The sequence below is a fragment of the Streptomyces sp. BPTC-684 genome (assembly GCF_030028635.1).
Classification (GTDB): Bacteria; Actinomycetota; Actinomycetes; order Streptomycetales; family Streptomycetaceae; genus Streptomyces; species Streptomyces noboritoensis.
Genome location: NZ_CP124863.1, coordinates 5,220,624 through 5,246,457, shown reverse-complemented (window position 1 = coordinate 5,246,457; position 25,834 = coordinate 5,220,624). Strand labels below are relative to the sequence as shown.

21 protein-coding genes are annotated in these 25,834 nt (G+C 71.2%); 6 read left to right on the top strand and 15 right to left on the bottom strand.

Annotation, left to right across the window (positions count from 1 at the left end; translation table 11 throughout):
- Nucleotides 1–37 precede the first annotated feature (37 nt).
- The gene (locus tag QIY60_RS23255; RefSeq protein WP_283144149.1) at nucleotides 38–1,396 is read right to left on the bottom strand and encodes a xylan 1,4-beta-xylosidase; all 1,359 of its coding nucleotides are present in this window, start codon (nucleotides 1,394–1,396) and stop codon (nucleotides 38–40) included.
- A 142-nt stretch (nucleotides 1,397–1,538) separates the two neighbouring features.
- On the opposite strand from QIY60_RS23255, the gene QIY60_RS23250 reads away from it, so the two are divergent.
- Nucleotides 1,539–2,642: a DUF5925 domain-containing protein gene (locus QIY60_RS23250; protein ID WP_190089725.1), complete on the top strand. Its 1,104-nt coding sequence runs from the start codon at nucleotides 1,539–1,541 to the stop codon at nucleotides 2,640–2,642.
- A gap of 41 nt (nucleotides 2,643–2,683) precedes the next feature.
- Here the strand turns inward: QIY60_RS23250 and QIY60_RS23245 are convergent, their stop codons facing one another.
- Nucleotides 2,684–3,058, bottom strand: a complete 375-nt coding sequence (locus QIY60_RS23245) for a GntR family transcriptional regulator (protein ID WP_283144148.1) — start codon at nucleotides 3,056–3,058, stop codon at nucleotides 2,684–2,686.
- Between the two features lie 144 nt (nucleotides 3,059–3,202).
- Between QIY60_RS23245 and QIY60_RS23240 the strand changes: the two genes are divergently transcribed.
- On the top strand, nucleotides 3,203–3,703 hold the full coding sequence (locus QIY60_RS23240; protein WP_283144147.1) for a DUF402 domain-containing protein: 501 nt from the start codon (nucleotides 3,203–3,205) through the stop codon (nucleotides 3,701–3,703).
- On the opposite strand, the gene QIY60_RS23235 is transcribed toward QIY60_RS23240, so the two are convergent.
- Nucleotides 3,700–4,221 (bottom strand): GNAT family N-acetyltransferase, encoded by a 522-nt coding sequence (locus tag QIY60_RS23235; RefSeq protein ID WP_283144146.1) that lies wholly within the window; start codon nucleotides 4,219–4,221, stop codon nucleotides 3,700–3,702. The genes QIY60_RS23240 and QIY60_RS23235 overlap by 4 nt on opposite strands.
- Nucleotides 4,222–4,399: 178 nt before the next feature.
- Here QIY60_RS23235 and QIY60_RS23230 point away from each other — a divergent pair, with 178 nt between their 5' ends.
- A complete protein-coding gene (locus QIY60_RS23230; RefSeq protein ID WP_283144145.1) occupies nucleotides 4,400–5,446 on the top strand; it encodes a lytic polysaccharide monooxygenase in 1,047 nt (348 codons plus the stop codon).
- 70 nt (nucleotides 5,447–5,516) lie between these two features.
- Here the strand turns inward: QIY60_RS23230 and QIY60_RS23225 are convergent, their stop codons facing one another.
- Nucleotides 5,517–6,395, bottom strand: coding sequence for an alpha/beta fold hydrolase (locus QIY60_RS23225; RefSeq protein WP_283144144.1), 879 nt, complete (start codon nucleotides 6,393–6,395; stop codon nucleotides 5,517–5,519).
- A 318-nt stretch (nucleotides 6,396–6,713) separates the two neighbouring features.
- On the opposite strand from QIY60_RS23225, the gene QIY60_RS23220 reads away from it, so the two are divergent.
- On the top strand, nucleotides 6,714–7,748 hold the full coding sequence (locus QIY60_RS23220; RefSeq protein ID WP_283144143.1) for a DUF3533 domain-containing protein: 1,035 nt from the start codon (nucleotides 6,714–6,716) through the stop codon (nucleotides 7,746–7,748).
- A 108-nt stretch (nucleotides 7,749–7,856) separates the two neighbouring features.
- Here QIY60_RS23220 and QIY60_RS23215 read toward each other — a convergent pair whose 3' ends face one another.
- The 5 genes from QIY60_RS23215 to QIY60_RS23195 form a co-directional block, all read right to left on the bottom strand.
- Nucleotides 7,857–9,524 (bottom strand): ABC transporter ATP-binding protein, encoded by a 1,668-nt coding sequence (locus tag QIY60_RS23215; protein WP_283144142.1) that lies wholly within the window; start codon nucleotides 9,522–9,524, stop codon nucleotides 7,857–7,859.
- Entirely contained in the window at nucleotides 9,521–10,513 is a 993-nt protein-coding gene (locus tag QIY60_RS23210) for an ABC transporter permease (protein ID WP_283144141.1), read from the bottom strand. The genes QIY60_RS23215 and QIY60_RS23210 overlap by 4 nt, the downstream gene beginning before the upstream one ends.
- 7 nt (nucleotides 10,514–10,520) lie before the next feature.
- Entirely contained in the window at nucleotides 10,521–12,302 is a 1,782-nt protein-coding gene (locus tag QIY60_RS23205) for an ABC transporter substrate-binding protein (protein ID WP_283144140.1), read from the bottom strand.
- A gap of 51 nt (nucleotides 12,303–12,353) precedes the next feature.
- Nucleotides 12,354–13,271 (bottom strand): ABC transporter permease, encoded by a 918-nt coding sequence (locus tag QIY60_RS23200; protein ID WP_283144139.1) that lies wholly within the window; start codon nucleotides 13,269–13,271, stop codon nucleotides 12,354–12,356.
- A gap of 196 nt (nucleotides 13,272–13,467) precedes the next feature.
- Entirely contained in the window at nucleotides 13,468–14,346 is an 879-nt protein-coding gene (locus QIY60_RS23195; RefSeq protein ID WP_283146044.1) for a slipin family protein, read from the bottom strand.
- A 212-nt stretch (nucleotides 14,347–14,558) separates the two neighbouring features.
- Here QIY60_RS23195 and QIY60_RS23190 point away from each other — a divergent pair, with 212 nt between their 5' ends.
- Nucleotides 14,559–15,428, top strand: a complete 870-nt coding sequence (locus tag QIY60_RS23190; RefSeq protein WP_283144138.1) for an alpha/beta hydrolase — start codon at nucleotides 14,559–14,561, stop codon at nucleotides 15,426–15,428.
- 66 nt (nucleotides 15,429–15,494) lie between these two features.
- On the opposite strand, the gene fxsT is transcribed toward QIY60_RS23190, so the two are convergent.
- From fxsT to fxsA, 5 genes are read right to left on the bottom strand one after another with little or no spacing between them, the layout of a single operon-like run.
- Nucleotides 15,495–19,430, bottom strand: coding sequence for an FxSxx-COOH system tetratricopeptide repeat protein (gene fxsT, locus QIY60_RS23185; protein ID WP_283144137.1), 3,936 nt, complete (start codon nucleotides 19,428–19,430; stop codon nucleotides 15,495–15,497).
- Nucleotides 19,414–20,754: an FxsC protein gene (gene fsxC / locus QIY60_RS23180; protein ID WP_283144136.1), complete on the bottom strand. Its 1,341-nt coding sequence runs from the start codon at nucleotides 20,752–20,754 to the stop codon at nucleotides 19,414–19,416. Before fsxC ends, fxsT begins: the two co-directional genes overlap by 17 nt.
- 60 nt (nucleotides 20,755–20,814) lie before the next feature.
- Nucleotides 20,815–21,633: an AAC(3) family N-acetyltransferase gene (locus tag QIY60_RS23175; protein WP_283144135.1), complete on the bottom strand. Its 819-nt coding sequence runs from the start codon at nucleotides 21,631–21,633 to the stop codon at nucleotides 20,815–20,817.
- The gene (gene fxsB, locus QIY60_RS23170; protein ID WP_283144134.1) at nucleotides 21,626–23,863 is read right to left on the bottom strand and encodes a radical SAM/SPASM protein FxsB, inactivated metallohydrolase extension form; all 2,238 of its coding nucleotides are present in this window, start codon (nucleotides 23,861–23,863) and stop codon (nucleotides 21,626–21,628) included. Before fxsB ends, QIY60_RS23175 begins: the two co-directional genes overlap by 8 nt.
- 27 nt (nucleotides 23,864–23,890) lie before the next feature.
- Nucleotides 23,891–24,046 (bottom strand): FxSxx-COOH cyclophane-containing RiPP peptide, encoded by a 156-nt coding sequence (fxsA, locus tag QIY60_RS23165; protein ID WP_266991576.1) that lies wholly within the window; start codon nucleotides 24,044–24,046, stop codon nucleotides 23,891–23,893.
- Nucleotides 24,047–24,301: 255 nt separating this feature from the next.
- Here fxsA and QIY60_RS23160 point away from each other — a divergent pair, with 255 nt between their 5' ends.
- Nucleotides 24,302–25,207, top strand: a complete 906-nt coding sequence (locus QIY60_RS23160) for a DUF4231 domain-containing protein (protein WP_283144133.1) — start codon at nucleotides 24,302–24,304, stop codon at nucleotides 25,205–25,207.
- A gap of 17 nt (nucleotides 25,208–25,224) precedes the next feature.
- On the opposite strand, the gene QIY60_RS23155 is transcribed toward QIY60_RS23160, so the two are convergent.
- Nucleotides 25,225–25,704 carry a hypothetical protein gene (locus QIY60_RS23155; protein WP_283144132.1) on the bottom strand — a complete coding sequence of 160 codons (480 nt, stop codon included), beginning with the start codon at nucleotides 25,702–25,704 and terminating at the stop codon, nucleotides 25,225–25,227.
- Nucleotides 25,705–25,834: the final 130 nt, after the last annotated feature.

The following is a 25,834-nucleotide window of genomic DNA, read 5'->3' as shown; positions in this document are numbered from 1 at the left end:
CGGGGGCCGGGGCCGGGCCCGCTCCGGACGCCCCGGATCAGCGGTCGAGCCAGCGCACCTCGTAGGCGGCCAGCGGGACCGGCCGGCCGTCGACACGGGCCTGGACCGCGCGGTCCAGGGTGTTGACGACGAGGGCGGACCTGCCGCTCGCCAGCACCCGTATGCCGCTGCCGGGTATGTCGTCGGCGGTGCTCCCGACCGTCTCGTACCGCGTGTCGGGCGGGAACTCCTCGGCGAACCGGGAGACCAGTCCGTACATCGGCAACGCCGTTCCCCCGCCGGCCAGTTGGGTCGGCTTCCACAGGCAGCCGGGGCACTGCGCGGTGGTCTGCTGGGGGCTCCAGTAGAACGCGGTGGTCGCCCCGCCCCGCACGATGGCGATCATCGCGGCGGCCTGGGCGGCGACCCGGCGCTGCTCGCTCCAGCCGGAGTCCTCCGGCTCCACGTAGTACTCCGTCCACCACAGCGGCAGTCCGTCCGTGTGCTCGCGCAGCCAGCGGCCGACGTCGGTGAACTTGTCGAGCGCGGCGAACGGGTCGGGCAGCGCCTGGTTGCCGCGGGTGAACCCGGCGCCGTCGACGGCCACGAAGTCGGCGCCCTTCTTGTGCTCGTTCCAGTAGGCGAAGGCGTCCAGCACCCGCTGGTCGACCGATCCCCAGGGGCCCTTGAGCTCGGAGGCGAACTGGGTGTCCGCCGGGGCGTAGCTGTCCATGACCAGATAGGGGCCGCCGACCCGGTTGTCCTCGTTGACCTTCTTCACCTCGTCGTAGACGAGGTTGTACAGCTGGGTGTATCCCTCGTAGTTCCAGCGCTGGCCGGCGTCGTCGAAGAACCCCTTGAACTCGTTCCACACCACGAAGTGGCGCACGTCCGGGTAGCGCCTGGCGACGGTCGCGGCCAGGTCCGCGAAGTCCTGGTAGTGCGTCGGGAGGGGCGCGGACTCGAAGGACTTGAGGCTCCAGTCCGTGTGGTCCGCACCCGGCTTGCCGCCCTTCATCCAGTCGGGCGCGCAGCAGAGCGTGATCACCGGGGTGGATCCCGTGGAGCGGATGAAGGCGATGCGCCGGTCGAGGTCCGAGAAGTCGTACACACCCGGCGACGGCTCCGGGTTGCCCGCGCCCCAGCCCATGATCGCCTGGTCCTGCGGCACGGACTGCCCGGACAGCAGCTTGCGGGCGCGCGCGACGGCGTCGGGGGTGCCGCTGTCCGCGCTGAACTGGGTGTGGGTGAAGCCCCAGCCGAGCGCGGGGTCGTCCCGGGCGGGGCCGGTGGGGCCGCCGGAGCCGGACTTGCCGTCGGACGGGCCGTCCGTGGAGCCGGTCATGGCGAGGACCACCGCGAGCACGGCCGCGATCAGGCCGAGCAGTGCGGCCGGAGCCCATACATGACGACGCATCACGATCCAGCCTATCGACGGAGGTTGGCCTTTCGGACGTTTTTCAACCGAACACTCATGGAACGTCCCGCCCCCCGCCTCCGGTTCCCGCCCCGGCCCAACGGGACAAAACACCGTGCACGGCGGGGCGTGTTGCCGGATCATGGAAGCCATGTCCGCGAACCCTGAAGCCACGCTGCCGATCCGGCTGAACGTGGACGACAGCGACTCACCGTCCGATGTCGTCGACGCGCTGTTCCTCGGCCGGTTCGCCACGGGCGAGCAGCCCTTCTCGCACAGCTCCTCCATCGACCGGGTCAAGAAGGGCGCCAGCCTGCTGCCGCCGGGTGCGACCGTGCTGCGCGCGGCCCGCGACGACGACCGCAGCGCCACGCTCGCCGAGGGCGACGGCTGGACGCTGCTCGTCTCCCGCTGGAACCGGGGCGCGGACGTCACGGTGACGGCGACCAGCGAGGACCTCGCCGAGAGAGTGCTCAAACAGGCCACCGAGGGCGCGGAGGACGAGCCGGAGCCGGTGCCGGAGAACGTCACGATGGGCTTCTGGTACGTCTCGCCGCGCCGCGGCCCGCACCGCACCACCCGCCAGATCGCGGCCGGCACATGGGACGAGGTCCGCCCCAACTACACGGCACCGGTGGCCGAGGCGATGGACCGCCTGATGAAGGTGACCCCCGACGACATCGCGGGCCGGCTGCTGCTGCTCCACGGCCCGCCGGGCACCGGCAAGACGTCGGCGCTGCGCACGCTCGCCCGCTCCTGGCGCGACTGGTGCCAGGTCGACTGCGTCCTGGACCCGGAGCGCCTCTTCAACGACGTCGGCTATCTGATGGACATCGCGATCGGCGAGGACGACGGCTCGGCGAAGGGCCGCTGGCGGCTGCTGCTGCTGGAGGACTGCGACGAACTGATCCGTGGCGAGGCCAAGCACACGGCGGGGCAGGCCCTGTCGCGGCTGCTGAACCTGACGGACGGCCTGCTGGGCCAGGGCCGCAACGTCCTGGTCGGCGTCACCACCAACGAGGACCTGGAGCGCCTGCACCCCGCGGTCGTCCGCCCCGGCCGCTGTCTGGCCCGTATCGAAGTGGGCCCGATGACCCGCCGCGAGGCGGTGACGTGGCTGGGCACGGAGGAAGGCGTGGGCCGCGAGGGAGCCACCCTGGCCGAGCTGTTCGCCCTGCGCCGCGGCACCACACCGCCGAGCGTCCCGGATCCCCGGGAGAGCGCGGACGCGGGGTTGTATTTGTGAGCGAGGACCAGCGTCCGCTGACAGGTGACAGGTGACAACCGTCAGTCGCCGTACACCGCTCGCACCGCGTCCGACACCGCCGCCTGCGCCGCTTCGCGGCTGAGGCCCAGGCGCCGCACCTCCTCTGCGTACGTCCGGGCGGCCGACGCGGCCCGGCGTTCCGCCGCGTCGCCCGCCGCCGCGACGAACGTGCCGTTGCGGCCGCGCGTCTCGATCACCCCGTCCGCCTCCAGCGCGCGGTAGGCCTTGGCCACGGTGTTGGCGGCGAGCCCGAGCTCCTCGGCGAGGCCGCGCACCGTGGGCAGCTTGTACCCCACGGGCAGCACCCCCGCCCTGGCCCGCTCGGCGATCTGGGCCCGCAGCTGCTCGTACGGCGCGCCGGCGGCTTCCTGGTCAATGACGATCTTCAGGGTCACACGCCGATTCTGCCCCTCCCCCGCTCAGGGCGAAAATGGAAGGCACCCGCCGCGCCCCACGCGTAACGTCCGACTCCATGAGCGCGACCGTCCGAGCACTCTGCAACCGGTTCCCCTACGAAACCTGCGCCACGGAGATACGCCATGTCCGCGAACTCGGCTGAGCCCGGCTCCCTCCTCATCGTCACCCTGGTCAAGTCCGGCCGTACGAAGATCGGTTATCCGGCGTCGCTGGTGTCCGACGACGGCGTGCGGCTCACGGTCCGCGCCCCCTGGGCGGCCGAAGGCGTCCGCGACTTCGGCTTCGTCCGCTTCGAGCCGGGCGACGTCTTCACCGAGCACTACTGGCGGGACCGCTGGTACGCGGTGAAGGAGGTGCGGGCGGCCGACGCGTCGCTCAAGGGCTGGTACTGCGACATCACCCGCCCCGCCGTGGTGCGCGACGGAGCGGTGGTCGTGGAGGACCTGGACCTCGACCTCTGGGTCTCCGCCGACGGCGGCACCGTGCTCCGCCTGGACGAGGACGAGTTCGCCGAGAGCGGCCTGGCCGACCACGACCCGGAGGCGGCGGACCGCGCCGTTCAGGCCCTGGACGAGCTCGAACTCCTGGCGAAGCTGGGCAAGTTCACGGCGCTCATCGACTAGACCGACTTGAGGGCCGACGACTCGGGGGCACTGGACCGCCGGGCAACCTCCTTGCGGTAGTGGAAGCGGTCGTACGGCCCTTCCACGCGCCGCTCCACGAGCTCGTACCCGAAGCGCGGATACATCCGGCGGTTCTCCCACATCTTGGCGTTGGTGTAGAGCCGCACTTCGGGCAGCCCGAGCCGGCGGGCGTGCTCCTCCACGTAGGCGAGCAGCCGTCGGCCGAGGCCCGAACCCTTCGCGTCCGGGTGCACGGCGATCGAGTCGAGGAAGAGGTGGTCCGCCTCCGGGACGAGCACGAGGAGGCCGACGACCGGATCGCCGGTCACGAACACCCGCCCGGCCGCGACGTTCGCCCCGTGGTCGTCCTCCATCGGCGCGGGCACCACGCCGATGCGTTCTACGTAGTGGCCGTACGCGGCGTCGGTGACTTCCTTCACGCGCGCGATGTCCGCGTCGGTGGCGAGGCGGATGTCGTCGTACGGGTCTGCGTCGATGCCGTCGGCCGTAAGGATCATGCATCTACGTTACGGCCCCGGGCTCCTCGCGTCGCGGCCCGTTCTTAACCGCCTCTCAGTCGCTCCTTAACGCGACCATAAGGATCGCCATCACCCCCTCCCAGCAGCCGATTTCGCGGTTTTCGGCGGCTAGCGTGCTCCACGCCCACCCCGTGCAGCACCGAAGGAGAACGTCACGATGACCGCTCGTCGCAAGGCCGCCACCGTCGCCGCCCTGGCCATGGCGTCGCTCGCGCTGACCGGGCTCGCGGCCGGTCCGGCCGCTGCCCACGGCTCGATGACGGATCCGGTCAGCCGGGTCTCCGCCTGCTACGCCGAGGGGCCGGAGAGCCCCCGCTCGGCCGCCTGCAAGGCGGCCGTCGCCGCCGGCGGGACCCAGGCGTTCTACGACTGGAACGCCGTCAACATCGCCAACGCGGCGGGCAGGTCGAAGAAGATCATCCCCGACGGCAAGCTCTGCAGCGCGGGCAACGACAAGTACAAGGGCCTCGACCTGGCGCGCGCCGACTGGCCGTCCACCAAGCTGGCCGCCGGGCGCCACACCTTCCACTACAAGGGCACGGCTCCCCACAAGGGCACGTTCGAGCTGTACGTCACCAAGGACGGCTACGACCCCGCCGAGCCGCTGAAGTGGTCGGACCTGGAGTCCGCGCCGTTCGCCAAGGTGACGAACCCGTCGATGCGGAACGGCGATTACGTCTTCGACGCCACCCTGCCCGCCAAGTCGGGCCGCCACCTCGTCTACTCGATCTGGCAGCGCTCGGACAGCCCCGAGGCCTTCTACACCTGCTCCGACGTGGTGTTCGGCAAGGACAGCGGCGGCACCGGATCCGCCCCGGCCCCGACGGCCTCGGCGCCCACCCGGCAGCAGGTCGAGGACGGCGCCTCCAAGTCGACGGTGGAGCACCACGGCCACGGCGACGACGACGCGAACACGGGCGCGGGCGCACCGGCGCAACCGGCCGCCGACAAGGGCGGGAAGCAGCCGGGCGGGCAGGGCGTCGGCAAGGAGCAGTCCGGCAACCAGCCCCACACGGACAGCGTGGCCGCGGCTCCGGCCCAGGACGGCTCGGCCGGCACCGAGAACCTCGCAGAGACGGGCGGCAGCGGCTCCACTCCGTACCTCGCGTTCGGTGGTGCGGCCGCCCTGGCAGCGGGCGCCGCGTTCCTCTTCCTGACCGTCCGCCGCAAGGCCGCACCGGCCGGCGGCCGCCACGGCCGCTGATCCACCCCGCACTCCCGCAAGGCGAGGCCCCTTCAACCTACTTCGTAGGTAAAGGGGCCCCGCACACATCTCAGCCGATGACGGACAGGCAGTTGGTGGGCGTGGCGTGCGCGGGGTCGAGCGCGTTCACCACTTCGTGGTAGGTGATGCGGTCGGTCAGCCCCATCGCCACGTGCTCGGAGAGGTCGAGGGCGCACTTGTCCTGGATGAGGACGTTGTCGACATCGGGACCGCTGAGGAACTGCGAGCGGTACGGGGTGACCACCTCGTCGTACTTGCTGGCGATGACGGTGTAGTGCACTCCGGGAACGGTGTCGCCGCCCGCGTTGAGCTTGGCCAGGAACGGCGACCCGGCCACCTGGTCGGCGAGGCCCGGGGTGGCGAGGTTGAGCAGGTCACCGGCGCCGGGGAAGTAGGGCAGCAGCGCCGCGAGGCCGAGCAGGGTGGTGCCGTGGTTGTCGGGCGCGATGCCGACCAGGGTGTTCACCTTGGAGGCGCCGCCCAGGAACTTCAGGTACCAGCGCGGCATCATGCCGCCCTGGGAGTGCCCCACCAGATCAACCTTGGGGGCGCCGGTCGCCGCGAGCACTTTGTCTACGAAACCGGCGAGCTGTTCGGCCGACTTGTCGATGGGGCCGAGGCCGTTGAAGAGCGGTACGCCCGGGAGCTGGCCGTAGTCGAGGGAGAAGACGCAGTAGTCCCGGTGGACCAGGTACGGGGCGAGGGCCAGCCAGTTGTCGACCGAGTTCCCGAAGGTGCCGTGGACCAGGACGACGGGGCGGGGGTGGGCGGCGGAGGGCTTGCAGGAGTAGTTGTTCCAGCCGCTGCTGGGCGCGGACTGGGCGTGCGCGGCGGTCGCGGGAACGGCGGTGGCCGCGGCGGCGAGCAGCAGCGCCGCCAGCGGTCCGACCAAGTGCTTCCATGCGCGGCGGGGCTTCCAGGGCAGCATCGAGCGATCTCCTTGCGGCTCAAGGGGAGTTGCGGGGACACACACCCTGTGATCCGGACCACAAGTGCTGTTCGCTCGCCAAATTACGCACCAGTAGCCTGAGAGTGAAGTTACGCGTCGGTAAAAACTGCCGTGTCGCTGCCCGCGCCTGCCTCCCTCGCGCCCGGCTCCATCGTTCTCACTCCCCCTGTCTCCTCACCTTAAAAACACCTTCGAACGCACATACGACATATGTGCGAGCGACCAGCATGGCGGGTCGTCAGCCATTCGGCCCAGCCCCGACTGCGCCGCCCTGCCGCGCCCCGGAGCGTGAGGGGCATGACGTTCGTCGACGAGGTGAAGAGCGCCGTCACCGTGCGGGCCGCGCTGCTGGTCATCGGGGTGCTCGGGCTGATGGTCGCGTTCATCGCGTCCTACGCCGGGGCCTTCCACCACCCCAAGCCGAAGGACGTTCCGTTCGGGGTGGTCGCGCCCGCGCAGATCAGCGCCCAGGCCGTGCAGCGGCTGAACGCGATCCCCGGCGGCGCGCTGGACGCCCGTGCGGTCGAGGATCCGGCGGCGGCCACCCGGCAGCTGCGGAACCGCGACATCGACGGCGCGCTGATCGTCGACCCGGGGTCCACCACCGACACCCTGCTCGTCGCGAGCGGCGGCGGGGCGTCCCTCTCCCAGGCCGTCGAGCTGGTCGTCACCGCGATCGAGAAGGCCGAGCAGCGCACCGTGAAGGTGGTCGACGTCGCCCCGGCCGACCGGGACGACGCCCGGGGCCTGTCCTCGTTCTACCTGGTCGTCGGCTGGTGCGTGGGCGGCTATCTGTGCGCCGCGATCCTGGCGATCAGCCATGGCGCCCGGCCCGCCAACGCCCAGCGGGCGGTGATCCGGCTCGGCGCGCTCGCGGTGTACTCGATCGCCGCCGGGCTGCTCGGCGCGCTGATCATCGGGCCGGTGCTCGGCGCGCTGCCGGGCAGCTACCCGGGCCTGGCGGGCCTGGGCGCGCTGGTGGTGTTCGCGGTCGGCGCCACCACCCTGGCCTTCCAGGGCCTCGCCGGGATCGTCGGCATCGGCCTGGCGATCCTGGTCGTCGTCGTGCTGGGCAACCCGAGCGCGGGCGGCGCCTATCCGTATCCGCTGCTGCCGCCCTTCTGGAAGGCGATCGGCCCGGCGCTGCCCCCGGGCGCGGGCACCTGGGCGGCGCGCTCGATCGCGTACTTCCGGGGCAACGCGATCACCGGCCCGCTCCTGGTGCTCTCCGCCTGGGCGGTGGGCGGGGCCGTGGTCACCCTGGTCATGGCAGGGCTGCCCAAGAAGGACGAGCGCGCCGGGGACGACCCGCTCGAAGTGGGCGCCCCATAGGGGCGCGGGGCTGTGACATATGCGGCTCCGCCGCGATGGGGGTCCCCTCTGTGCGAGCGAAGCCGAGAACTTGGGGGAGCGACCAGCCACACACAACCCGCAGCCGAATCACCGCCCTCCCCGCGGAGCGCCCGCCGCCAACAGCTCCCGCGTATACGCGGCCGACGGCGCTCCGAACACCTCGTCCCGCTCCCCCTCCTCCACGATCTCCCCGCCCCGCATCACCGCCACCCGGTCGCAGACATGCCGCACCACCGCCAGGTCGTGCGAGACGAACAGGAGCGAGAGGCCGAGCTCGTCGCGCAGGTCCATCAGCAGGTTCAGCACCTGCGCCTGTACGGAGACGTCGAGCGCCGACACCGGCTCGTCCGCGATGACCAGGCGCGGGCGGACCGCCAGGGCCCGGGCGATGCCGATGCGCTGGCGCTGGCCGCCGCTGAACTCGTGCGGATAGCGGTCGAGCCGGTCCTCCGCGAGCCCCACCTGCTTCAGCAGCCCGGCGGCCCGCTCCCGCCGCTCGTCCCGGTCCATCCGGGTGTGGGCGCGCAGCGGCGTGGTGACGATCTCCTCGACGGTGCGACGCGGGTTGAGCGAGGCGTACGGGTCCTGGAAGACCAGCTGGACGTCCCGGCTCAGCTCGCGGCGCAGCGCGGTGTCGCGGGCGGCGTCCGAGACGTCCCGTCCGTCGAAGCGCACGGTCCCTGCGGTGGGCCGCTGGAGCCCGGCGAGGACCCGGGCGGTGGTGGACTTGCCGGAGCCGGACTCCCCGACCAGGCCGAGGGTCCGGCCGGGCTCGATGCGCAGGCTCACGTCCCGTACGGCCGCCACCGGCTCGGGCCGGCGCACCGACAGGCCGCGCCTGACCGGGAACTCGACCCGGATTCCGGTGAGTTCGGCGAGCGGCGGGCCGTCCGCCACGGGCGCGGCGGGCCGGGACGGAGTCACCGGCGCCGGCTCGTCGACCGTCGCCAGCCTGCTGCCCGGCACGGTCACCAGGGTGGGCGCCGCCCCGGTCAGCGCCCGGGTGTAGGGGTGCGAGGCGTCGGCGAGGAGCCGGGCCGTCGTCCCCTCCTCGACGACCCGGCCGTCCCGCATCACCGCCGTACGGTCGGTGAACTCGCCCACCACGCCCATGTCGTGGCTGACGAACAGCACCGCGGTGCCGTTCTCGCGCGCCAGCTCGGCCAGCAGGTCGAGGACCTGGCGCTGCACCCGGGCGTCGAGGGCGGTGGTCGGCTCGTCGGCGACCACCACGTCGGGCGCGTTCATCAGCGCGGCCGCGATCATCACGCGCTGCCGCATCCCGCCCGAGAACCGGTGCGGATGGTCCCCGGCCCGGGCGGCCGCGATCCCCACCCGCTCCAGCATCGCGGCCGCCCGCTCCCGCCCCTCGGCCCGCGAGGCGCCCCTGTGGTGGATCCGGTAGGCCTCCGCGAGCTGCGCCCCGACCGTGTGGAAGGGGGAGAGCGCGGCGAGCGCGTCCTGGAACACCATCGCGATCCGGGAGCCGCGCAGCCCCCGCAGCCGGGACTCGGGAGCGCCGACCACCTCCGTCCCGGCCACCTCGACGCTGCCCTCGATCCGGGTGCGCGCGGGGTCGTGCAAGCCCAGGGCTGCGAGCCCGACGGTGGACTTGCCGGAACCCGACTCCCCCACCAGACCCAGGACTTCACCGGCCCCGACCTCCAGGGAGACCCCCTCCACGGCCCGTACGAGCGCGCCCCGAGGGCCGGTGAAGGAGACGGACAGGTCGCGGATGCGGAGCACGGCACTCATACGAGTCTCACTCTCGGGTCGAGCCGCGCCACCAGGAGGTCGGCGAGCGCGACGAACACCACCACGAAGAAGGCGGCGAGCAGGACGGTCCCGACGACCGTGGGCAGGTCGTTCTGGACGACGGAGTCGACGGCGAGCTTGCCGATGCCGTCGATGCCGAAGACGGTCTCGGTGATGAAGGCCCCGCCGAACAGCGCCCCGGCCTCCAGGCCGAGCAACTGCACCAGCGGGGCTCCGGCGCCGCGCGCGGTGTACTTCAGATGGGCGCGCAGCGTGGACAGGCCCCGGGCGCGGGCGGTGCGGACGTACCCCTCGTGCATCGACTCCAGCATCTGCGCCCGCGAGAGCCGGGCGAACACGGCCGCGTTGACGAAGCCGAGGACCAGCCAGGGCAGTGCGAGCCCGGCCGCCCAGGCTCCCGGCGACGAGCCGAAGGGGGTGTAGCCGGGCACCGGCAGCGCGCCCGTCGCGTACACCAGGAGGTACTGCAGGGCGTAGCCGAGGAAGTAGATCTGCACGCTCGCGCCGACCAGGGTGAAGCCGGACAGCAGCCGGTCGGTGCGGGTGCCCCGGCGCAGCGCGGCGGCGAAGCCCACGCCGACGCCGAGCACCACGATCACCACCAGGGCGCCCGCCGCGAGCGACAGGGTCGCCGGGAGGCGGTCCGCGATCGCGTCGAGGACCGGCTGGTGCAGGGCGTAGGAGTAGCCGAGGCAGGGCGCCGGGCAGTCGATGGGGCTGCCGTCGACGTCGGTGATGGTGCGGCCCGCCACCAGGCCGCCCAGATAGTCGCCGAACTGGGCGGCGACGGGCCGGTCCAGGCCCATGCTGTGGCGTACGGCCTCGACCTGCCCGGTGTCGCACTTGGGGCCGCAGGCGATGAGCGCGGGGTCGGAGGGGGCCGCGAAGAACAGCCCGAAGGCGGTGGCGGTGATCGCTAGGAGCACCGCCACGGCCTGCAGGGCGCGTCGGACGACGTAACCGGTCATGGGAGGGTCAGGACTTCTTCAGGTAGAGGTCGGCCGCGGCGACGGAGCCGTAGATCGGGTGGATGGCGGCGCCGCCGACGTTCTGCCCGCGGAACTGGGTGACGGCGGTGTAGAGGAACGGCACGACCGGCACGTCCGCCATCACGACCTGCTCCAGGTCGATGAGCGCCGCGGCCTTCTGCCCCGCGTCCCCGATGGTCTTGATGCGGTCGAGCTCCTTGTCGACCTTCGGGTTGCTGTAGCGGATGCCGTTGGAGAGGGCGTCAAGACGGCTGTCGTAGCCGTCGGGCAGCAGGGTCGCCGGGGTGGGCCAGTCGACCGAGTTGGTGGACATCCACAGGTCGTAGGGGGCGGGTCCGCGGAAGACCTCGTTGGTGAACGCGGCCTTGTCCAGGGGCTTCACGACCAGCTTGATCCCGGCCTTGGCGAAGGCGTCGACGAGGACCTGGGCGAGCCGGGCCTTCTCGGGAGCGTCGGCCTCGTACGCGTAGGTGAGCGTGTCCACCTTGGTCTTCGCCTTCGCCAGGTGCTCCTTGGCCTTCTCGATGTCGCCACCGGGCCTGACCGGGTAGAGGTCGTACTTCTTCCAGCCGACGACGGCGGGCGAGGAGAGCGTGGTGGCGAACTCGCCCAGGCGCGGGCCGCCGAGCACCTGGCGGGCCTGCTCGCGCGGGAAGAGGTAGTGGATGGCCTTGCGGACCTCGGGGTCGGTGACGCGGCTGTTCTTGATGTAGAGGTCGTTGGTGTAGGCGCCCTTGCTCCCCGCCACCAGGAGCGCCTTCTTCTTCGGGTCGCGCTCGGCCTGCGCGTACAGCTCCGGCGGCACCTCGCTCTTGGTGGTGACGGTGTCCGGTCCCTCCCCGCGCCCGTTGAGGACCTCCTGCGCGGTGTTGAGGATCTTCTTGCCGAAGGTGAACTCGAAGCGGTCGGCGTACTGGTGGCGGATCGGGTCGGTCTCCGCCTTCCAGTGCGGGTTGCGCTCCAGGGTGAGCGACTGGTTCTGCTTGTGTTCGACGATCCTGTACGGGCCGGTGGCGAACGGGTGGGTGTCGTACGCGGTGCCGGTGTCCTTGTCCTCGCGCACCGGCGAGGAGGAGGACTGGGCGGCCATGTACGGCACGTCGGACTGCGGCTCGGGGAAGTGGAAGACGACGGTCTTGGCGTCGGGCGTCTCGATGGCGTCCAGGCCGCCGCCCTTGGGTCCGGCGTACTTCTTGACGGCGGCGCTGCGGTCCTCGGAGCCGGTGAGCCACTCGGGCCAGTAGGTGGGGCCGAGTTCGAAGCCGGGGGCGAAGGTGCGCTCGATGCCGTACTTGATGTGCGCGGAGGTGATCGGCTGCCCGTCCTCCCAGGCGATCCCGTCCTTGAGCGTGTACGTCCAGGTGCGGCCGCCGTCCGAGGAGCGCCCGGTGTCGGTGGCCAGGTCGCCCACCAGGACGGGCTTGCCGTCCACGACTTGATACTGCGTCAGCTGGCGGCCCCACAGCAGCGAGGTGCTGTAGCCCTCGCCCGCGTAGATCTTCTGGGGGTCGAGGTGGCTGTAGTCGTTGAGGTTGGCTACCTTGAGGGTGCCGCCGGACTGCGCGCCCGCGACGGCGGGCGCCGGGCCCTGGCTGTCCTTCGCGGTGCCGAGGGTGGCGGTGAGCCGCTGCCCGCTCCTGACCTCGGCGGGCTTGGCCCTGCCGTCCCCGTCGCCCTTGCCCGCGCCCGCCGAGCAGGAGCAGAGCAGCAGGGCGGCGGCGGTGGCGAGAGCCGGGACGGCTGCGGTGCGCGGGATGGATCTGGGCATGACGAACTCCGGTGTGGCAGAAGGTGGTCGAGCGAAGGGCGGTGGAGCGGATCAGCGGGCGGTACGGGGGTCGAGTGCGTCCCGTACCGCGTCGCCGAGCAGGTTGAAGGCGAGGACGAAGACGAGGATCGTCACGCCGGGGAAGACCATGTAGGTGGGGTCGTCGTAGAAGACCTCCGCACCCCGGGAGATCATCCGGCCCCAGTCGGGGACCGGCTCGTCGATGCCGACCCCGAGGTAGGAGAGCGCGGCCTCGGCGGTGACGATGCCGGGCAGCGTGAGGGTGGTGTTGACCAGGATCGGCGCCCAGATGTTGGGCAGCAGCTCGCGGACCAGGATGTGCCACCGGCTCGCCCCCGAGGCGCGGGCCGCCTCGATGAACTCCCGCTCCCGCAGCGACTTCACGGTGGTGCGCAGGACCATGGCGAGCGGCACCCACCCGAAGGCGGCGAACACCAGGATCAGCACGGTGAACTGCATCCAGACCGGCTCGTTCTCACCGGGGTCCACGAACCGGGTCTTGACGACCGGGCTCAGTGCCAGCAGGAGCAGCAGGGTCGGGAAGGCGAGCAGGACGTTGCAGACGAAGGTGAAGGCCCGCTCGGCGAGCCCGCCGAGGTAGCCGACGACGAGGCCGAGCACGGTGCCGAGCAGCGCGATGACGGCGGTGGCGGCGACCGCCACGACGAGCGACGTCCGCATCCCGTACAGGAGTTGGGCGAAGACGTCGCGCCCGAGCCCCGGCTCCAGGCCGAACCAGAACTCGCCGGAGATCCCGCCGTTGGGGAGCACCGGAAGCCCTTCGGGGCTGAGCAGTCCGGGGGCGTTCTGCCCGTAGTGCTCGGTGGCGTTCTTGCCGTAGAGCGCGGTGATCAGGGGTGCGGCCAGGGCGAGGACGACGAACAGGAGCACCGCGCAGAGCGCCGCCATGCCGGTGCGGTCGGCGCGCAGGGCGCGGATCGTTGACATGGCCGCTATTAGAGCCAGCGCCCGGACGCCCGGCAAATCGGGTTCGGGGGATCCTGGGGCTTTGCGAAGTGCTTGTGTCGTACGCCCTGTTGGTGTCACATGGCCGCAATATTCCAGCCATGATCATTCGGCTGAAAAGGGGTGAATCACCCTCCGGAGACCGCTCGGGCGTTCACGGGTGAGACTCCGCTCACAATCATGGGATCGAAGGCGGTTCCTCTGGTGGACCTTCCATTCCCAGCTCGGAGTGGGCCTGCGCCCCGGGGGCTTCCGGAGCAGGGGCTTTCGCCGTGGGCGCTTCCGCCGTGGTGGGCAGCGGGGCCGCCCGCTCCAGGAACCGCAGCAGCTCCACCGGGAACGGCAGGACCAGCGTCGAGTTCTTCTCTGCCGCCACCGCCACCACCGTCTGGAGCAGCCGCAGCTGGAGGGCCGCGGGCTGCTGCGACATCACGCCGGCCGCCTCGGCCAGCTTCTTCGACGCCTGGAGCTCCGCGTCCGCGTTGATCACCCGCGCCCGGCGCTCACGGTCGGCCTCGGCCTGCCGGGCCATCGAGCGCTTCATCGTCTCCGGCAGCGACACGTCCTTGATCTCCACCCGGTCGATCTGCACGCCCCACCCCATCGCCGGGCTGTCGATCATCAACTCCAGGCCCTGGTTGAGCTTCTCGCGGTTGGAGAGCAGATCGTCGAGGTCGCTCTTGCCGATGATCGAGCGCAGTGAGGTCTGGGCCATCTGGGAGACCGCGAAGCGGTAGTCCTCGACCTGGATGACCGCGTCGGCCGGGTCGACCACCTTGAAGTAGATCACCGCGTCCACCCGGACCGTGACGTTGTCCCGGGTGATCCCGTCCTGCGCCGGGACCGGCATCGTCACAATCTGCATGTTCACCTTGTGGAGCCGGTCGGCGAACGGAAGGATCAGGGTGAAGCCCGGGCCGCGCACCGATCCCCTGAGTTTGCCCAGCCGGAACACCACACCGCGTTCGTACTGCTTGACGACCCGGGCCGCCGCCATCACGTACACGATGCCGGCGGATCCGACGGCCACAGCCGTCGCCACCAATGCCTCGACCATCACGGCCCCCAAGGGTCCGAATCGGACGTGTACTTCGACGGTAACTCCGCTTCCGTCCCAAGGGGAGTCCCGGTCACACTCCACTGAATGGGTAAAACGCGGGCGGGAGGGGAATGCCGCAACAGTCGATGCCTGTATCCGACAACCGGTATGGGCGGTACGAGGACGGTCCCGGCGATCGGTATCGCGACCCACTAGCGGAGGGGGCACGAGTGCGCGGTCGGGTGCGCGCGGCCGACGGGCGGCATCTGACGGTGGAGCGCTTCGGGGACCCGCGGGGCAGGCCGGTCTTCCTGCTGCACGGCACCCCGGGCAGCCGTCTCGGCCCCGCGCCGCGCGGCATGGTGCTCTACCAGCGCAGGATGCAGCTGATCGCCTACGACAGACCCGGCTACGGCGGCTCCGACCGGCTGGAGGGCCGCAGCGTCGCCGACGTCGTCCAGGACGTGAAGGCGATCGCGGACAGTTACGGCCTGGAACGCTTCGCCGTCGTCGGCCGCTCCGGCGGCGCCCCGCACGCACTGGCCTGCGCCGCCCTGCTGCCCGAGCGGGTCACCCGGACCGCCGCACTGGTCACGCTCGCGCCCCGGGACGCGGCCGGGCTCGACTGGTTCGACGGGATGACCGCCTACAACGTGGAGGAGTTCACGACCGCGTCGGTCAACCCCGAGGAGTTCGCCGCCCGGCTCATCCCGCGCTCCGACGAGATCCGCCGGAACCCCATCCAGCTCCTGGACGAGCTGCGCCGCGACCTCACCCACGCCGACCGCATGGTGGTCAAGGACGCCGGGGTGCGGTCCATGCTGCTGCGCAACTACCAGGAGGCGCTGCGGACTTCGGCGTACGGATGGATCGACGACGCGCTCGCCTTCTGCAGCCCCTGGGGGTTCGACCCCGCCGACATCGCCGGCGAGGTGCTGCTGTGGCACGGCGTGAAGGACGTGTTCTCACCGGTCGGCCACTCCCGCTGGCTCGCCGAACGCATCCCGGGCGCCACGGCCGTCCTGGAACCGGCCGCCGCCCACTTCGACGCCCTGCACGCGCTGCCCGACATCCTCACCTGGCTGATCGAGGAGGACTGACCCCCGGCGGCACCCGGCGGAGGGAACCGGTGCGATCACTCCGGTCGCACCGGTCGTCCCCTCGTCTCACACCGCCAGCGGCTCCAGGTCCCGCTGCACCCGGCGCTCGTCCCGGGCGATCCGGACGAACGCATGCTCGTCGCCGAGCAGCCGCTGCAGCTCCTCCACGGCCTCCGCCCGCACGTGCGTCGCCTCCTCCTTGCGGCCGAGCCCGTCGAGCGTCACCGACATGTTCGCGGCGCAGGCCAGCGTCTCCGGGTGGTGCGCTCCCAGCACCTCCCGCAGCCGCGCGACCGCGTTGCGCTCGATCTCCAGGGCGCTCTCCAGATCACCCATGTCGGCCTTCACATTGGCCAGGTTGACGGTGGCGAACAACGCGTGCGGATGGTTCTCCCCGAGTATGTCGCGCATCGTCCGTATGGTGTTCTCCAACAAGGTGTCGGCGGCGTCCAGCGACCCGCAGCCCCACTGGTAGATGCCCAGGTTGTTGGTGGCCGCCAGCGTGTACGGGTGCCGCTCCCCCGGCACCTTGATGTACTGGTCGACGACCTCCTGGGCCGCGTCCCGCGCCGCCGCCGAGTCCCCGGCCGCGAACAGGTCGGCGGCCATGTTGAGGTCGCAGGCCAGCCAGTCGGGGTTGGCGGAGGTGTACTTGGCGCGGTAGCGGTTGCGGGTCGCGGTGGTCAGCCGCCGCGCGTCGTCGAGCCGGCCCGCCCGGCGCAGCGACACGGCGAGGCTCTTGGCCGCCGCCAGGGTGCCCGGGAAGGCCCGGCCCAGCTGCTCCTTGTAGAGGTCGTACGTCCGGCTGAGCAGCGCCACCGAGTCCTCGTAGCGCCCGATCTCCCGCAGGTCCCGCGCCAGGTTCATGGCGGAGGAGAGGGTGTAGGGGTGCTCCGGGCCGAGCACCTCGGTGCGCCGGTCGTAGACGTCCTGGTCGAGCTCGCGGGCCCGGGCGTACTGACCGAGCATCCGCATGTTCAGGGCGAGGTTGTTGGCGGCGGCGAGCGTGCGCGGGTGCGACTCGTCGAAGATCTGCCGGAACCCCTCGTGCGCCTCGGTCGCCAGCTCCATCGCCTTGCTGTACTGGCCGAGCGCGCCGAGGTCCATCGCCAGGGCGCTGGTGGTCATGTACGTGTGCGGGTGCGAGGCACCGAGCACTTCCGTCTGCCGGGACAGGGTCTCCTCGTCCAGCTCCATCGCCTCGACGTAACGGCCGCGCGAGCGCAGGATGTTGGAGAGGTGGAAGCGCAGGTACAGGTACTGGAGGTCGTTGGGCCCCAGTTTCTCGCGCCACTCCTCGCGCAGGTCCTCGGCGAGGTTGGCGGCCGCGTTGAAGTCACCGCGCTTCCAGAGGTAGCGCACGCGGTCGATGAGGAGCCGGCGGGTCTCCGGCTCGTCGCACAGGCGCGCCCCCGACGGGGTCAGATGCGGCCAGATGGTGTTGAACTGCGTCCAGGTCTCCGGGTTGTCGATCGGCTCGTCGGCGTCCGGCCGGGCGCCCGCGAGGATGCGGTGCACGGCGTGCCGGGCGTCCATCTGCTCCTCGTCGCTCAACTGCGCCCGGATCACCGCCTGGACGAGCCGGTGCACCTGGATGGAGCTGCCGACCTGGTCGACCTTGGCGAGGGCGAACCGGCCGATCTCCCGGATGACCCGGCCGAGCACCAGCTTCTCCTGGAGCGTGGCGTCGTACGGCTTGAGCGCGTCGATCATCTCCTTGCTGTAGAGGAGGTTGGCGGAGATCGGCTCGGGCGCGAAGAAGGCGCAGAGCTGGAGGAGGCGGACCGCCGCGGGTGAGCGCTGCTTGAGCCGCTCGATGGAGACGTTCCAGGTGGCGGCGACCGGCTCGGGGTACCCGGCGGGCTGGTTGAGCGCGAGGACGCTGGGCGCCTGCTGGGCCAGCTGCTCCAGATAGGCGGCGACCGGCGTCGCGGTCTCCGCGATCCACGCCGCCGCCTGCTCGACGGCGAGCGGCAGGTCGCCCACCGCGATGGCGACCTGGTCGGCGTCGTCCACGGAGAGCCCGGGGGCGCGCCGCTGGAGGTGCTCGACGGACTCCTCGCGCAGAAACACGTCGACGGGCAGCGCGTCGCCGTACTGCGACCAGGTCTGGTTCCTGGAGGTCACCAGGACGTGGCCCGGGCCGCCCGGCGGGAAGAACCGCTTGAGCTGCTCGGGGTCGTCCGCGTTGTCGAAGACCAGCAGCCAGCGCGAGGTGGGCACCCCGCGCCGCAGCAGGTCGATGGCCTCGCGGGAGGCGGAGTTCATGTCGTCGCCGCCCTGCACCCCGAGCCGCACGCCGAGCTCGGCGAGGCCGGCCACCACGTCGTCGGGCTGCTCGGCGGAGATCCACCAGACCAGGTCGTAGTCGGCCATGAACCGGTGGACGTACTCCAGGGCCACCTGCGTCTTGCCGACGCCGCCGAGTCCGTACAGCGTCTGCGGCTGCGGCAGGACGACGGCGAGGCCGCCGCCGAGCTGGTCGCGCATCCGCTCCAGGACCAGCGAGCGGCCGGTGAAGCCGGGGTTGCGCGGCGGTGCGTTCCAGATCTTGGGGACGGTCCCGGGGAACCGCGGTCCGGGCGCCACCCCGTCGCTGATCTGCACCGGCCGCTCCAGGGCCCGCAGCAGCGCGGTGGTGGCGTGCACCTCGTCGAGCCGGAACAGGTCCACCGGGTTGCGGTCGATGTAGGGCGCGGTGAGCCGGACGTCGCCGACCCGCAGCGGCAGCAGCTGGCGGCGGGCGCCCGAGGGGTCCTCGGCGGCGGCCCGGGACCAGATCTCCACGGCGCGGGCCGACTTGAGGTAGGCGCTGGAGAGCAGGACCACGGTACGGGCGGCGTTCTCGGCGGCGACCGCCTCCCCGTCGGCGCTGCTGGGCTCGGCCGACACGTCACGCGGCACCACCCGGAACCCGGCCCGGGTGAGCACGGACTCGATCCAGTCGGCCCACATCCGGTTCTCGGCCACGTAGCTGAGGAACAGATCGGCCGGAAGGGCGGGCCTGCGGCGGGTGAAGGCGTCCCGGATCCGCAGCCGGATCTCCTCGTTGACGGTCGGCATCGAGGTGATCCGGCCCTCGGTGACGACGGAGGCGAGCCGCTCGAAGGCGGACAGCAGCGAGTTGGAGAGTCCGGCCTCGTCGCCGAAGGTCGCCAGTGTCTCCTCGTAGGCGTAGTAGGGGCGGTACGGGATCTCCACCGCGCCCCAGTACGCGGTGAGTTCGTCGCCCGAAAGACCGGCCGGGAAGCGGTCGAACTTGAGGCGGGCGAGCGCCCGGCCGGCGTCCGCCTTCTCCTTCTCGCCCTCGTCGATGCGCATCGGGACGGGCAGGATGCGGATGTTCTGCCCGCTGTAGCGCTCGTCTATCTGGCGGGCCACGGAGGCGGCGCCGTCTATGGACTGGTCGCTGAGGGTGAAGCAGTCCACCAGGATGTCGGGGAGGTGGACGGTGCAGATGTCGGCGATGTCGCTGAGGCCGGTGCGGCTGTCGATCAGGACGTAGTCGTAGTTCTCCTTCATGTCCTCGCGCAGGGCGTCGAAGAAGTGGCCGCCGCCGAGCCGGTCGTAGAAGTTGTCCCAGTCGAACGTGGAGACGGTCGCCGAGTACTCGCGGTTCTGCCGGCCGGCGGAGACGAAGTCCAGGGTGCCGCCGTCGGGGAACTGCCAGCCCAGGGCCTCGGGCGTGAGCGAGACGGCGTGCGGCTGGATGCGCGCGTAGTCGCGGTGCCAGTCGTCCGAGCGCGGCACGGGACTGGTGGCGGCCCAGGCGTATTCGGTGATGAGATCGATGACCCCGGTGGTGGCGCCGAGCGTCGAGGGGTCCAGGAACGGGTGGAAGAAGCGGTGCAGCCCCGGGGCCTCCAGGTCCCAGTCCACCGCGAGGACCCGCTTGCCGTTGGCGGCAAGGATCCAGGCCGTGTTGGCGAGGGCCATGGTGCGGCCCGTACCACCCTTGTACGAGTAGAACGTGACGATGCGTCCGTCACGACTGGCTGTCATCCGTCTCCTCCGCATCGGGCGCGTGATCGAGCCTGTCGGGGATGTACTGCGTGGTGCCGAAATCGGTGCCCATCGGCCCGACCAGGCGCGGCCGTTCGGTGTGCCCGCCCCCCGCGGGCGGATAGACCGTCGCGTGTCTCAGATACTGCTGTGCCGCCGCCTCCACTACCTGGGGCAGTATCTGCCCGAAGGCCTCCATGCTGGGTACGCCCTTGGCTGCGGCCCGGCACGCGGCCCGCCCCTGGCGCATCTTGGACGGCATGGTCTCTTCCAGACGGTGCGTCAACTCCACCTCCGAAGCCCGGCTCTGGTGGTCGTCGCGGTTCCACGGGACGACCACGCTCACCCAGGGCCGGTGCTCGGCGTCGAAGGCCGCGAGCCGGGCGCGCCGGTCCTCGTCCTCCAGCGCCCACCGGTCCACCAGCAGGACCTCGGGCCGCGACGGCGGCTGTTTGCCGTCGAGGTGCAGCACCTCCTCGTCGAAGGAGGAGACGGTGGTCTGGTAGTTGAGCGAGCGCACCATGTCCTCCGCCACCAGCGCCAGCGGCCGGGCGGAGATGGGGTGGTAGGGGTTCCACTCCAGCGGGCTGTCCCCGTAGTACACGTCGTCGCGGCCCTCGGGCAGCTCGTGGCGGGTGGGCGCGGCGACGGTGACGTGCATGGGCCGGGGGCCCTCGCTGGCGGCCGCGCCGAAGGCGCTGGGCGCCAGCCGGTAGTCGACGTGGCGGCCCGGCCGTATCGCGGTGGCGTCGGCGACGCTCACGATCCGTTTGGCGAGCTCGTAGACCGCGCGTTCGTACTCCTCGGCGAATATGCGCAGCTTGATCAGCCCGTAGAGGCCGTCGGTGACATAGCGGTCGCCGAAGGCCCGGTGGTTGAACTGCAACCGCTCGGCGGGCCCGGGCAGTTGCTCGGGCGGGACCGGCACCCACAGGGCCGGCACGATCGCCTCGGCCGGGCGGTTGGTGTACGCCTGGTGCTGGATGGTGCGCTGCTCGAACGCGTACCACTCACGGCCGCACATCTCGCTCGCGAAGTAGCGCGGCGAGAACAGCGGCACGAACACCCGGCAGGAGGCGAGGACTTCGCCGAGACGCTCCGACCAGCCCTCGCCGGACCGTATCTCCCGGTCCATGAAGCCGGCGGGCGCACCGGCGGGCAGATCGGTCATGGCCATCACATGGCCGCAGAGATCACGGAAGAGCCGCTCCACCCACATGTCGGGGTCCGGGCCGCCCGCCCCGTACCTCGGCGTGTGCGCGTAACTCAGAAAGAAGTAGGGCCGATGTTGGTCGGCCGGACGCGGCTGCGCTGATGCGTGCACACGACCCCCGTCCTGCAGTATTGAAGAACATCATTCCGGAGCGCACGGCGCTCCATCCCCTCACCGTTCGGTCAAACAAGGCCGCTTTTCGGTCATCCAGTCCACCGCATGGTCCACCGCCCCCTTGATCGAAAACAACCGGGCGGTTCTCCGTCCCAGCTGCCACTCTTTGCGCGTTTCTTCCGGAAGGTCGGCCCCGACCGCCCCGAAGTCGCTGTCGTCGAGAGCGACATCGGGATAGTGGAACCATCCCCGACGCCCACTCTCGTCCCGCACCACACAGCTGTACAGCTTCTTGGGCGGGTTGTGCAGATACCGGTATTCCGCGAGGTGAAAGGCGCTGCAGACATCGAATCCCACATTGATCATGAGAACCCGGGCATCGGCGCGATACAGCGCGCCGAGCGGCGACTTCTCGCCCAGATGACAATCGGGTTCATGCCCCTCCATCAGCTCCAGGGCACGACAGCCCCAGGCGGCGAAGGAGGTCTGGGGATGGGTGCTGCGCACCGCCCCTTCCGAGGTGCGCACCCACTCCGCCAACCGGCCCATTCCCTGGCTTCGGGTCCGGTCCGGGTCGAAAGGCTCCATTCGGCGCTTGAAATCCTTGTACGCGGCCGGATCGCGCAGCACGTTCCTGCTCCGCCGCCGGTGGGCGAGGGAGGTGAGCGAGTTCTCCGGCGTGAAGGCCGGGACCACCAGGGTGCCCTTGAGCCGCCCGCCGACCGCCGCCTGCAGGGCCTGCCCCAGCACCCGCGGGCCGTGCCCCAGACCGCTCATCGAGGCGTGCACGAGCAGGGTGTCCCCCTCGTTGACCCCCATGGCGACCAGGTCGTCGCGTAACGCGCTCTCCAGCACTGCTTGGGCTCGCTCATCCACGGGCTGCCTCTTCCCACTCCAGCAGGACGTCGGCGACCAGGCTCTTCCCGCCCACGGTGAGTTCGGCCGCCCCTTGAAGAGCTTCCAGCGCGCGCCGGGTCTCCGCCAGAGTGCGTGCACTCCTGTCGTACGCGGCGACCGCCACGCGCTCATGCGTTTCGGCCAGCAGGACCGAGACCGGTACCGGCTCCTCGCGCCAGTCGGCCCGGTGGAGCCAGCCGCCGTCCAGGGCGTACAGGTCCGCCACATCGCGCAGGGCCCGGAACCTGGCCCGGCGGAAGCCGCGCAGCAGCCCCAGCGCCAGCGCGTCCCCCGTGAGCCCCACGGGCACCCCCAGCGCCCCGTAGCCGTGCCGCCCGGCCACCGGTTCGCCGGCGCCCGCGAGCGGGGTGAGCGTGGTCAGCGCGGCGGCCGCGGCGGCCGCGTGGCCCGGCACAGTGGCCGAGAGCAGCCCCCAGGCGGCGCCCAGGCGCCCGCTCCACTCGTCGGCCTCGGCGAGACCAAGCCGCGGCAGCACCTGGGTGCCGAAGCAGTCGCGGTACGGGTCGAGGTCGTCGAGCGCCGGATCGGGCGCCCCGTCCCGGCCCAGGCCCCGCACCGGCAGCCAGTCGCCGCACGGCTCGCGCGGGCACTCCACCTCCACCTCGAAGCGCCCGCCCCGGACCCGAAAGCCCTTCTCGGCCGAGACCACCTCCGCGCGGCCGGACTCGCCCCGGGCGCCGACCCTCAGCTCCCCGAGGGTGGGCAGCACCAGCCTGCCGTCCGCGTACCCGACGGCGACGGGCACGTCGAGTCTGCCGCGCACGGCGGCGGCGGCGGTGTAGGCGGCGAGGCGGTGGGCGTGGGCCACCGCCTCGGGCCGGTTCGTGCGCAGCGCCTCCAGGGTGGTGAGCAGCCAGCTGCGCGCGTACGGATGCGTCAGCACCTCGTCGAGGCCCGGCCCGTCGACGAGGGCGGTCAGCCGCCAGGCCTCGGCCCACTCGGCGCCGCCGCGGCCGGCCAGATCGGCGTGCAGGCGGGCGAGCAGGGTGCGGGTGAGCTCGTGCTCGGCGGCGACGAGCTCGCCGGGGTCGGTGAGCGCCGCGGGGACGAGGCGGGCGGCGGTGCGGGCCTCGATGCCCCGCACCAGCGCCTCCAGGTCCGCGCAGTAGACCGAGGGGCCGTCGAAGGCGTCCCGGCCCGCCGCCTCGTTCGCCGAGCGGTAGCGGTGGGTGTAGAGCCCGCCGCCGCAGGAGCGGACGACCGGGCACTCGCGGCACTCGGGGCCGACCCCGGCCAGGCCGAGCTGGCGCACCCGTACGCCCGGATGGGCGGCGACCTCGTCGAAGGAGTGCCGGAAGACGTCGAACCCGGTGGCGGCGGCGCCGTCGTAGGCGCTCTTGAGCGAGTCGACCTGTTCCAGCGTGCCGTCGGTCTCCACCACCACGAGGTCGGTGGGGGCCAGGCCCAGGGACTCGGTGAGGCTGGGGCCGCCGTTCAACGTCGACAGTACGGACTCGAACAGCCGGACCGGAACCGGTCTGCCCTGTTCCTCCCACCGGTCGAAGACCGCCAGGATCCACTCGGCGTACTCCGTCGGGGAGCCGCCCGGGCGGGCCGGGGGCGCGTCCCAGGTGGCGTGCGGCAGCAGGTAGTCGATGCGCGGCGGGTCCAGGGCGATGAGCGCGTCGTGCACGGTGACCGGGTCGTTGGCCACGTCGATGGTGCAGAGCAGCCCGAGGAAGAGGTGGCGGTAGCGCTCGCTCTGGAGCAGTTCGACGGCCTTGAGGACCAGCGGATGGCTGGTGCGGCCGTCGGCGAAGCGGCGGTGGCGGTCGTTGGCCGACCGGTCGCCGTCGAGGGAGATGCCGACCTTCACGCCGAACTCGTCGAACAGGTCGAGGTAGCGGCTGCTGAGCTGGAGGCCGTTGGTGTGGATGCGCAGATCGAGCTCCGCGACGCCGTCCAGGGCAGCGGTCAGCTCCTCGCACACCCGGCGCAGCCGTGCGGGGCCCGCCAGCAGCGGCTCCCCTCCGTGCAGGATCACTGACACGGAGGGCAGTACGTGTTTCTCGGCGTGCTCGGCCAGTCGCCGGGCCGTCCAGGAAATCGCCTCGTCAGAGATTGCCTTGGGGCGGGTACGCCAACTCTGATCAGGGGCTTCGTAGATATAGCAGTGATCACAAGCAAGATCGCATCTGCTGTGAACCTTGAGCACGATCTCGCGGAATGGGACCACGGGTGCAGTCATTCCGCCAGTCTAGAGCTCTCCGACAGACTAGAGCGCCGAGTTGAAGGTCGACGCCTGCACGGGGCGGCCGATCGACGAGGGCAGCACGCGGCCGAGCTTCCGGGCGGCGTCGGCGCCGCGGACGTCGATCTCGGCCAGGGGCACACGGCTCTTCTTCGCAGGGGCGAAGGAGAGAGAATTCACGGAGGTCTTCACGGCCGTCCTTGATGGGTAATTCCTGCATGTGGACAGTGGTACCGACGACATGCACCGTTGCAGTGTCGGCGGCACGACTTTACTCTCTTGGCCACTGTTGGCAACTGAGCACGGCCGCTTGCCGCAAACGCGTGACCCAGCATTGGCGGAAGGTGTACGGAACGGGTCGTTCCATCGAAAGAGTGATGACTAAAACCGCAGACAGGGGTGGATGTGACGGCGATTCCCGGTCCTCTGCAAAGCATGGTCTTCCGCAACGCCGACCTGCCGGGTCTCTTCCATCACGCGGACTCACTCGCGATAGGGCGCCAGCGGGCCGCGGTGAACAGCACCCGCTGGCAGCTGTGCCTGCTGGTGGTGGGGGCGGCGCTGGCGGCGCTGCCGTGGAAGATGACGCTCGGTGGTGACTTCCGGCTGACGAGCGCGCTCAGCGCACTGGCGTACGCGGGGGTGCTCGCGGTGAGCTTCCGCGCCGCCCGCGGGCACGCGAAATCGCATTGGCAACTGAACCGTTCGGCCGCCGAGTTCATCAAATCCATGTGCTGGCGCTATGCCGTGCACGGCACTCCCTTCGACTCCCACGCGGCCGATCCCGAAGGTATGTTCACCCTCCGTTTGGAGGAAGGACTGCGGGAACTGCGCAAGGTCGGCTGGCGGGACCCGCGCGAGGACCCGGCATCGGGCCTGGCCGATGTCCCCCTCGTCACCGCGCCCATGCGGGAGTTACGCGCGAAGGCGTTCACCGTACGCAAGGAGACGTACGTCCGGGACCGGCTCATCGAGCAGCGCAACTGGTACCGGCGCCGACAGGAGGCCTCCAAGCGGGCCACCGCGCTGTGGACCTCCGCGATCACCCTGCTCACCGTTCTCGCGTTGCTCTTCGCGACGCTGCACATGTTCGGCGCGGCCGAGGGCGTCAAGGTCGCCGGGCTGCTCTCGGCCGCGGCGGCGGCGTGTCTGGCGTGGAGCGAGATCCGCCGCCACCAGCCGCTGATCTCGGCGCACTCCCTGGTGGAGCAGGACCTCAAGGAGATGCACGTGGCCATGGAGAACACGGTCAGCGAGCGGGAGTGGCCCGCGGCGGTCTACGAGACCGAGCGGGTCGTGTCGCCCCAGCACACCGACTGGCTGGCCCGGCTCCGCAGTTGACCATCCCTGCGGGGTGCCTAGGGGCGGCGCACCCCGTCGCACCACACCACCGTGACCGCTTTGCCCAGGCCGCGGGCGTACTGGACGATGTCGCCGGTGCCGCCGAGGCCCCGCGCGGGCTGACCGTCCCAGACGGCGACCAGGCGGTCGCAGTTGTCCGCGATATAGGCCCCGGCCGCGTAGTACGCCTCGTCCGTCGCGTGCGGGAAGTCCATCCGGACCTCCTGGGTCGCCTGTCTCTTCAGGCCCCGGTAGCGGGCGAGTTCGGCGGCGTCGGCGAAGCCGTTCTCGTAGTCGCCGCTGGGAATGACCACGGTCAGGGAGGCGCCGCACTCCAGGGCGATGGCCGCGAACAGCTGGTCCGCGCCGGCCGCGAGGCTGGAGAGGGCCTCAAGGGAACCGTCGTGTCCGCACAGCAGGCTCCGCAGACAGCTGCGGATCTCCCCCAGCGCCTCGGAGGGAATGTCTCGGTGACCGGTCACTCCGATGCGTTTCACTGACTCACCCCGTGTGTCCGGTCGCCTCTCCGCCGTGAACATCCTCCCAAAAAGGCGCATCGCGTCCAGTCGTGACCATCGGACGGGCGCAGGGAACGAGCCCCCGTCCGATGGCCGGACGAGGGCTCGC

What these genes read in the sequence shown, in the direction of transcription:
- QIY60_RS23255 (WP_283144149.1), bottom strand. Translation starts at nt 1,396, where the DNA reads ATGCGTCGTCATGTATGGGCTCCGGCCGCACTGCTCGGCCTGATCGCG.
- QIY60_RS23250 (WP_190089725.1), top strand. Translation starts at nt 1,539, where the DNA reads ATGGAAGCCATGTCCGCGAACCCTGAAGCCACGCTGCCGATCCGGCTG.
- QIY60_RS23240 (WP_283144147.1), top strand. Translation starts at nt 3,203, where the DNA reads ATGTCCGCGAACTCGGCTGAGCCCGGCTCCCTCCTCATCGTCACCCTG.
- QIY60_RS23235 (WP_283144146.1), bottom strand. Translation starts at nt 4,221, where the DNA reads ATGATCCTTACGGCCGACGGCATCGACGCAGACCCGTACGACGACATC.
- QIY60_RS23230 (WP_283144145.1), top strand. Translation starts at nt 4,400, where the DNA reads ATGACCGCTCGTCGCAAGGCCGCCACCGTCGCCGCCCTGGCCATGGCG.
- QIY60_RS23225 (WP_283144144.1), bottom strand. Translation starts at nt 6,395, where the DNA reads ATGCTGCCCTGGAAGCCCCGCCGCGCATGGAAGCACTTGGTCGGACCG.
- QIY60_RS23220 (WP_283144143.1), top strand. Translation starts at nt 6,714, where the DNA reads ATGACGTTCGTCGACGAGGTGAAGAGCGCCGTCACCGTGCGGGCCGCG.
- QIY60_RS23215 (WP_283144142.1), bottom strand. Translation starts at nt 9,524, where the DNA reads ATGAGTGCCGTGCTCCGCATCCGCGACCTGTCCGTCTCCTTCACCGGC.
- QIY60_RS23210 (WP_283144141.1), bottom strand. Translation starts at nt 10,513, where the DNA reads ATGACCGGTTACGTCGTCCGACGCGCCCTGCAGGCCGTGGCGGTGCTC.
- QIY60_RS23205 (WP_283144140.1), bottom strand. Translation starts at nt 12,302, where the DNA reads ATGCCCAGATCCATCCCGCGCACCGCAGCCGTCCCGGCTCTCGCCACC.
- QIY60_RS23200 (WP_283144139.1), bottom strand. Translation starts at nt 13,271, where the DNA reads ATGTCAACGATCCGCGCCCTGCGCGCCGACCGCACCGGCATGGCGGCG.
- QIY60_RS23195 (WP_283146044.1), bottom strand. Translation starts at nt 14,346, where the DNA reads ATGGTCGAGGCATTGGTGGCGACGGCTGTGGCCGTCGGATCCGCCGGC.
- fxsT (WP_283144137.1), bottom strand. Translation starts at nt 19,430, where the DNA reads ATGACAGCCAGTCGTGACGGACGCATCGTCACGTTCTACTCGTACAAG.
- fxsB (WP_283144134.1), bottom strand. Translation starts at nt 23,863, where the DNA reads ATGACTGCACCCGTGGTCCCATTCCGCGAGATCGTGCTCAAGGTTCAC.
- QIY60_RS23160 (WP_283144133.1), top strand. Translation starts at nt 24,302, where the DNA reads ATGGTCTTCCGCAACGCCGACCTGCCGGGTCTCTTCCATCACGCGGAC.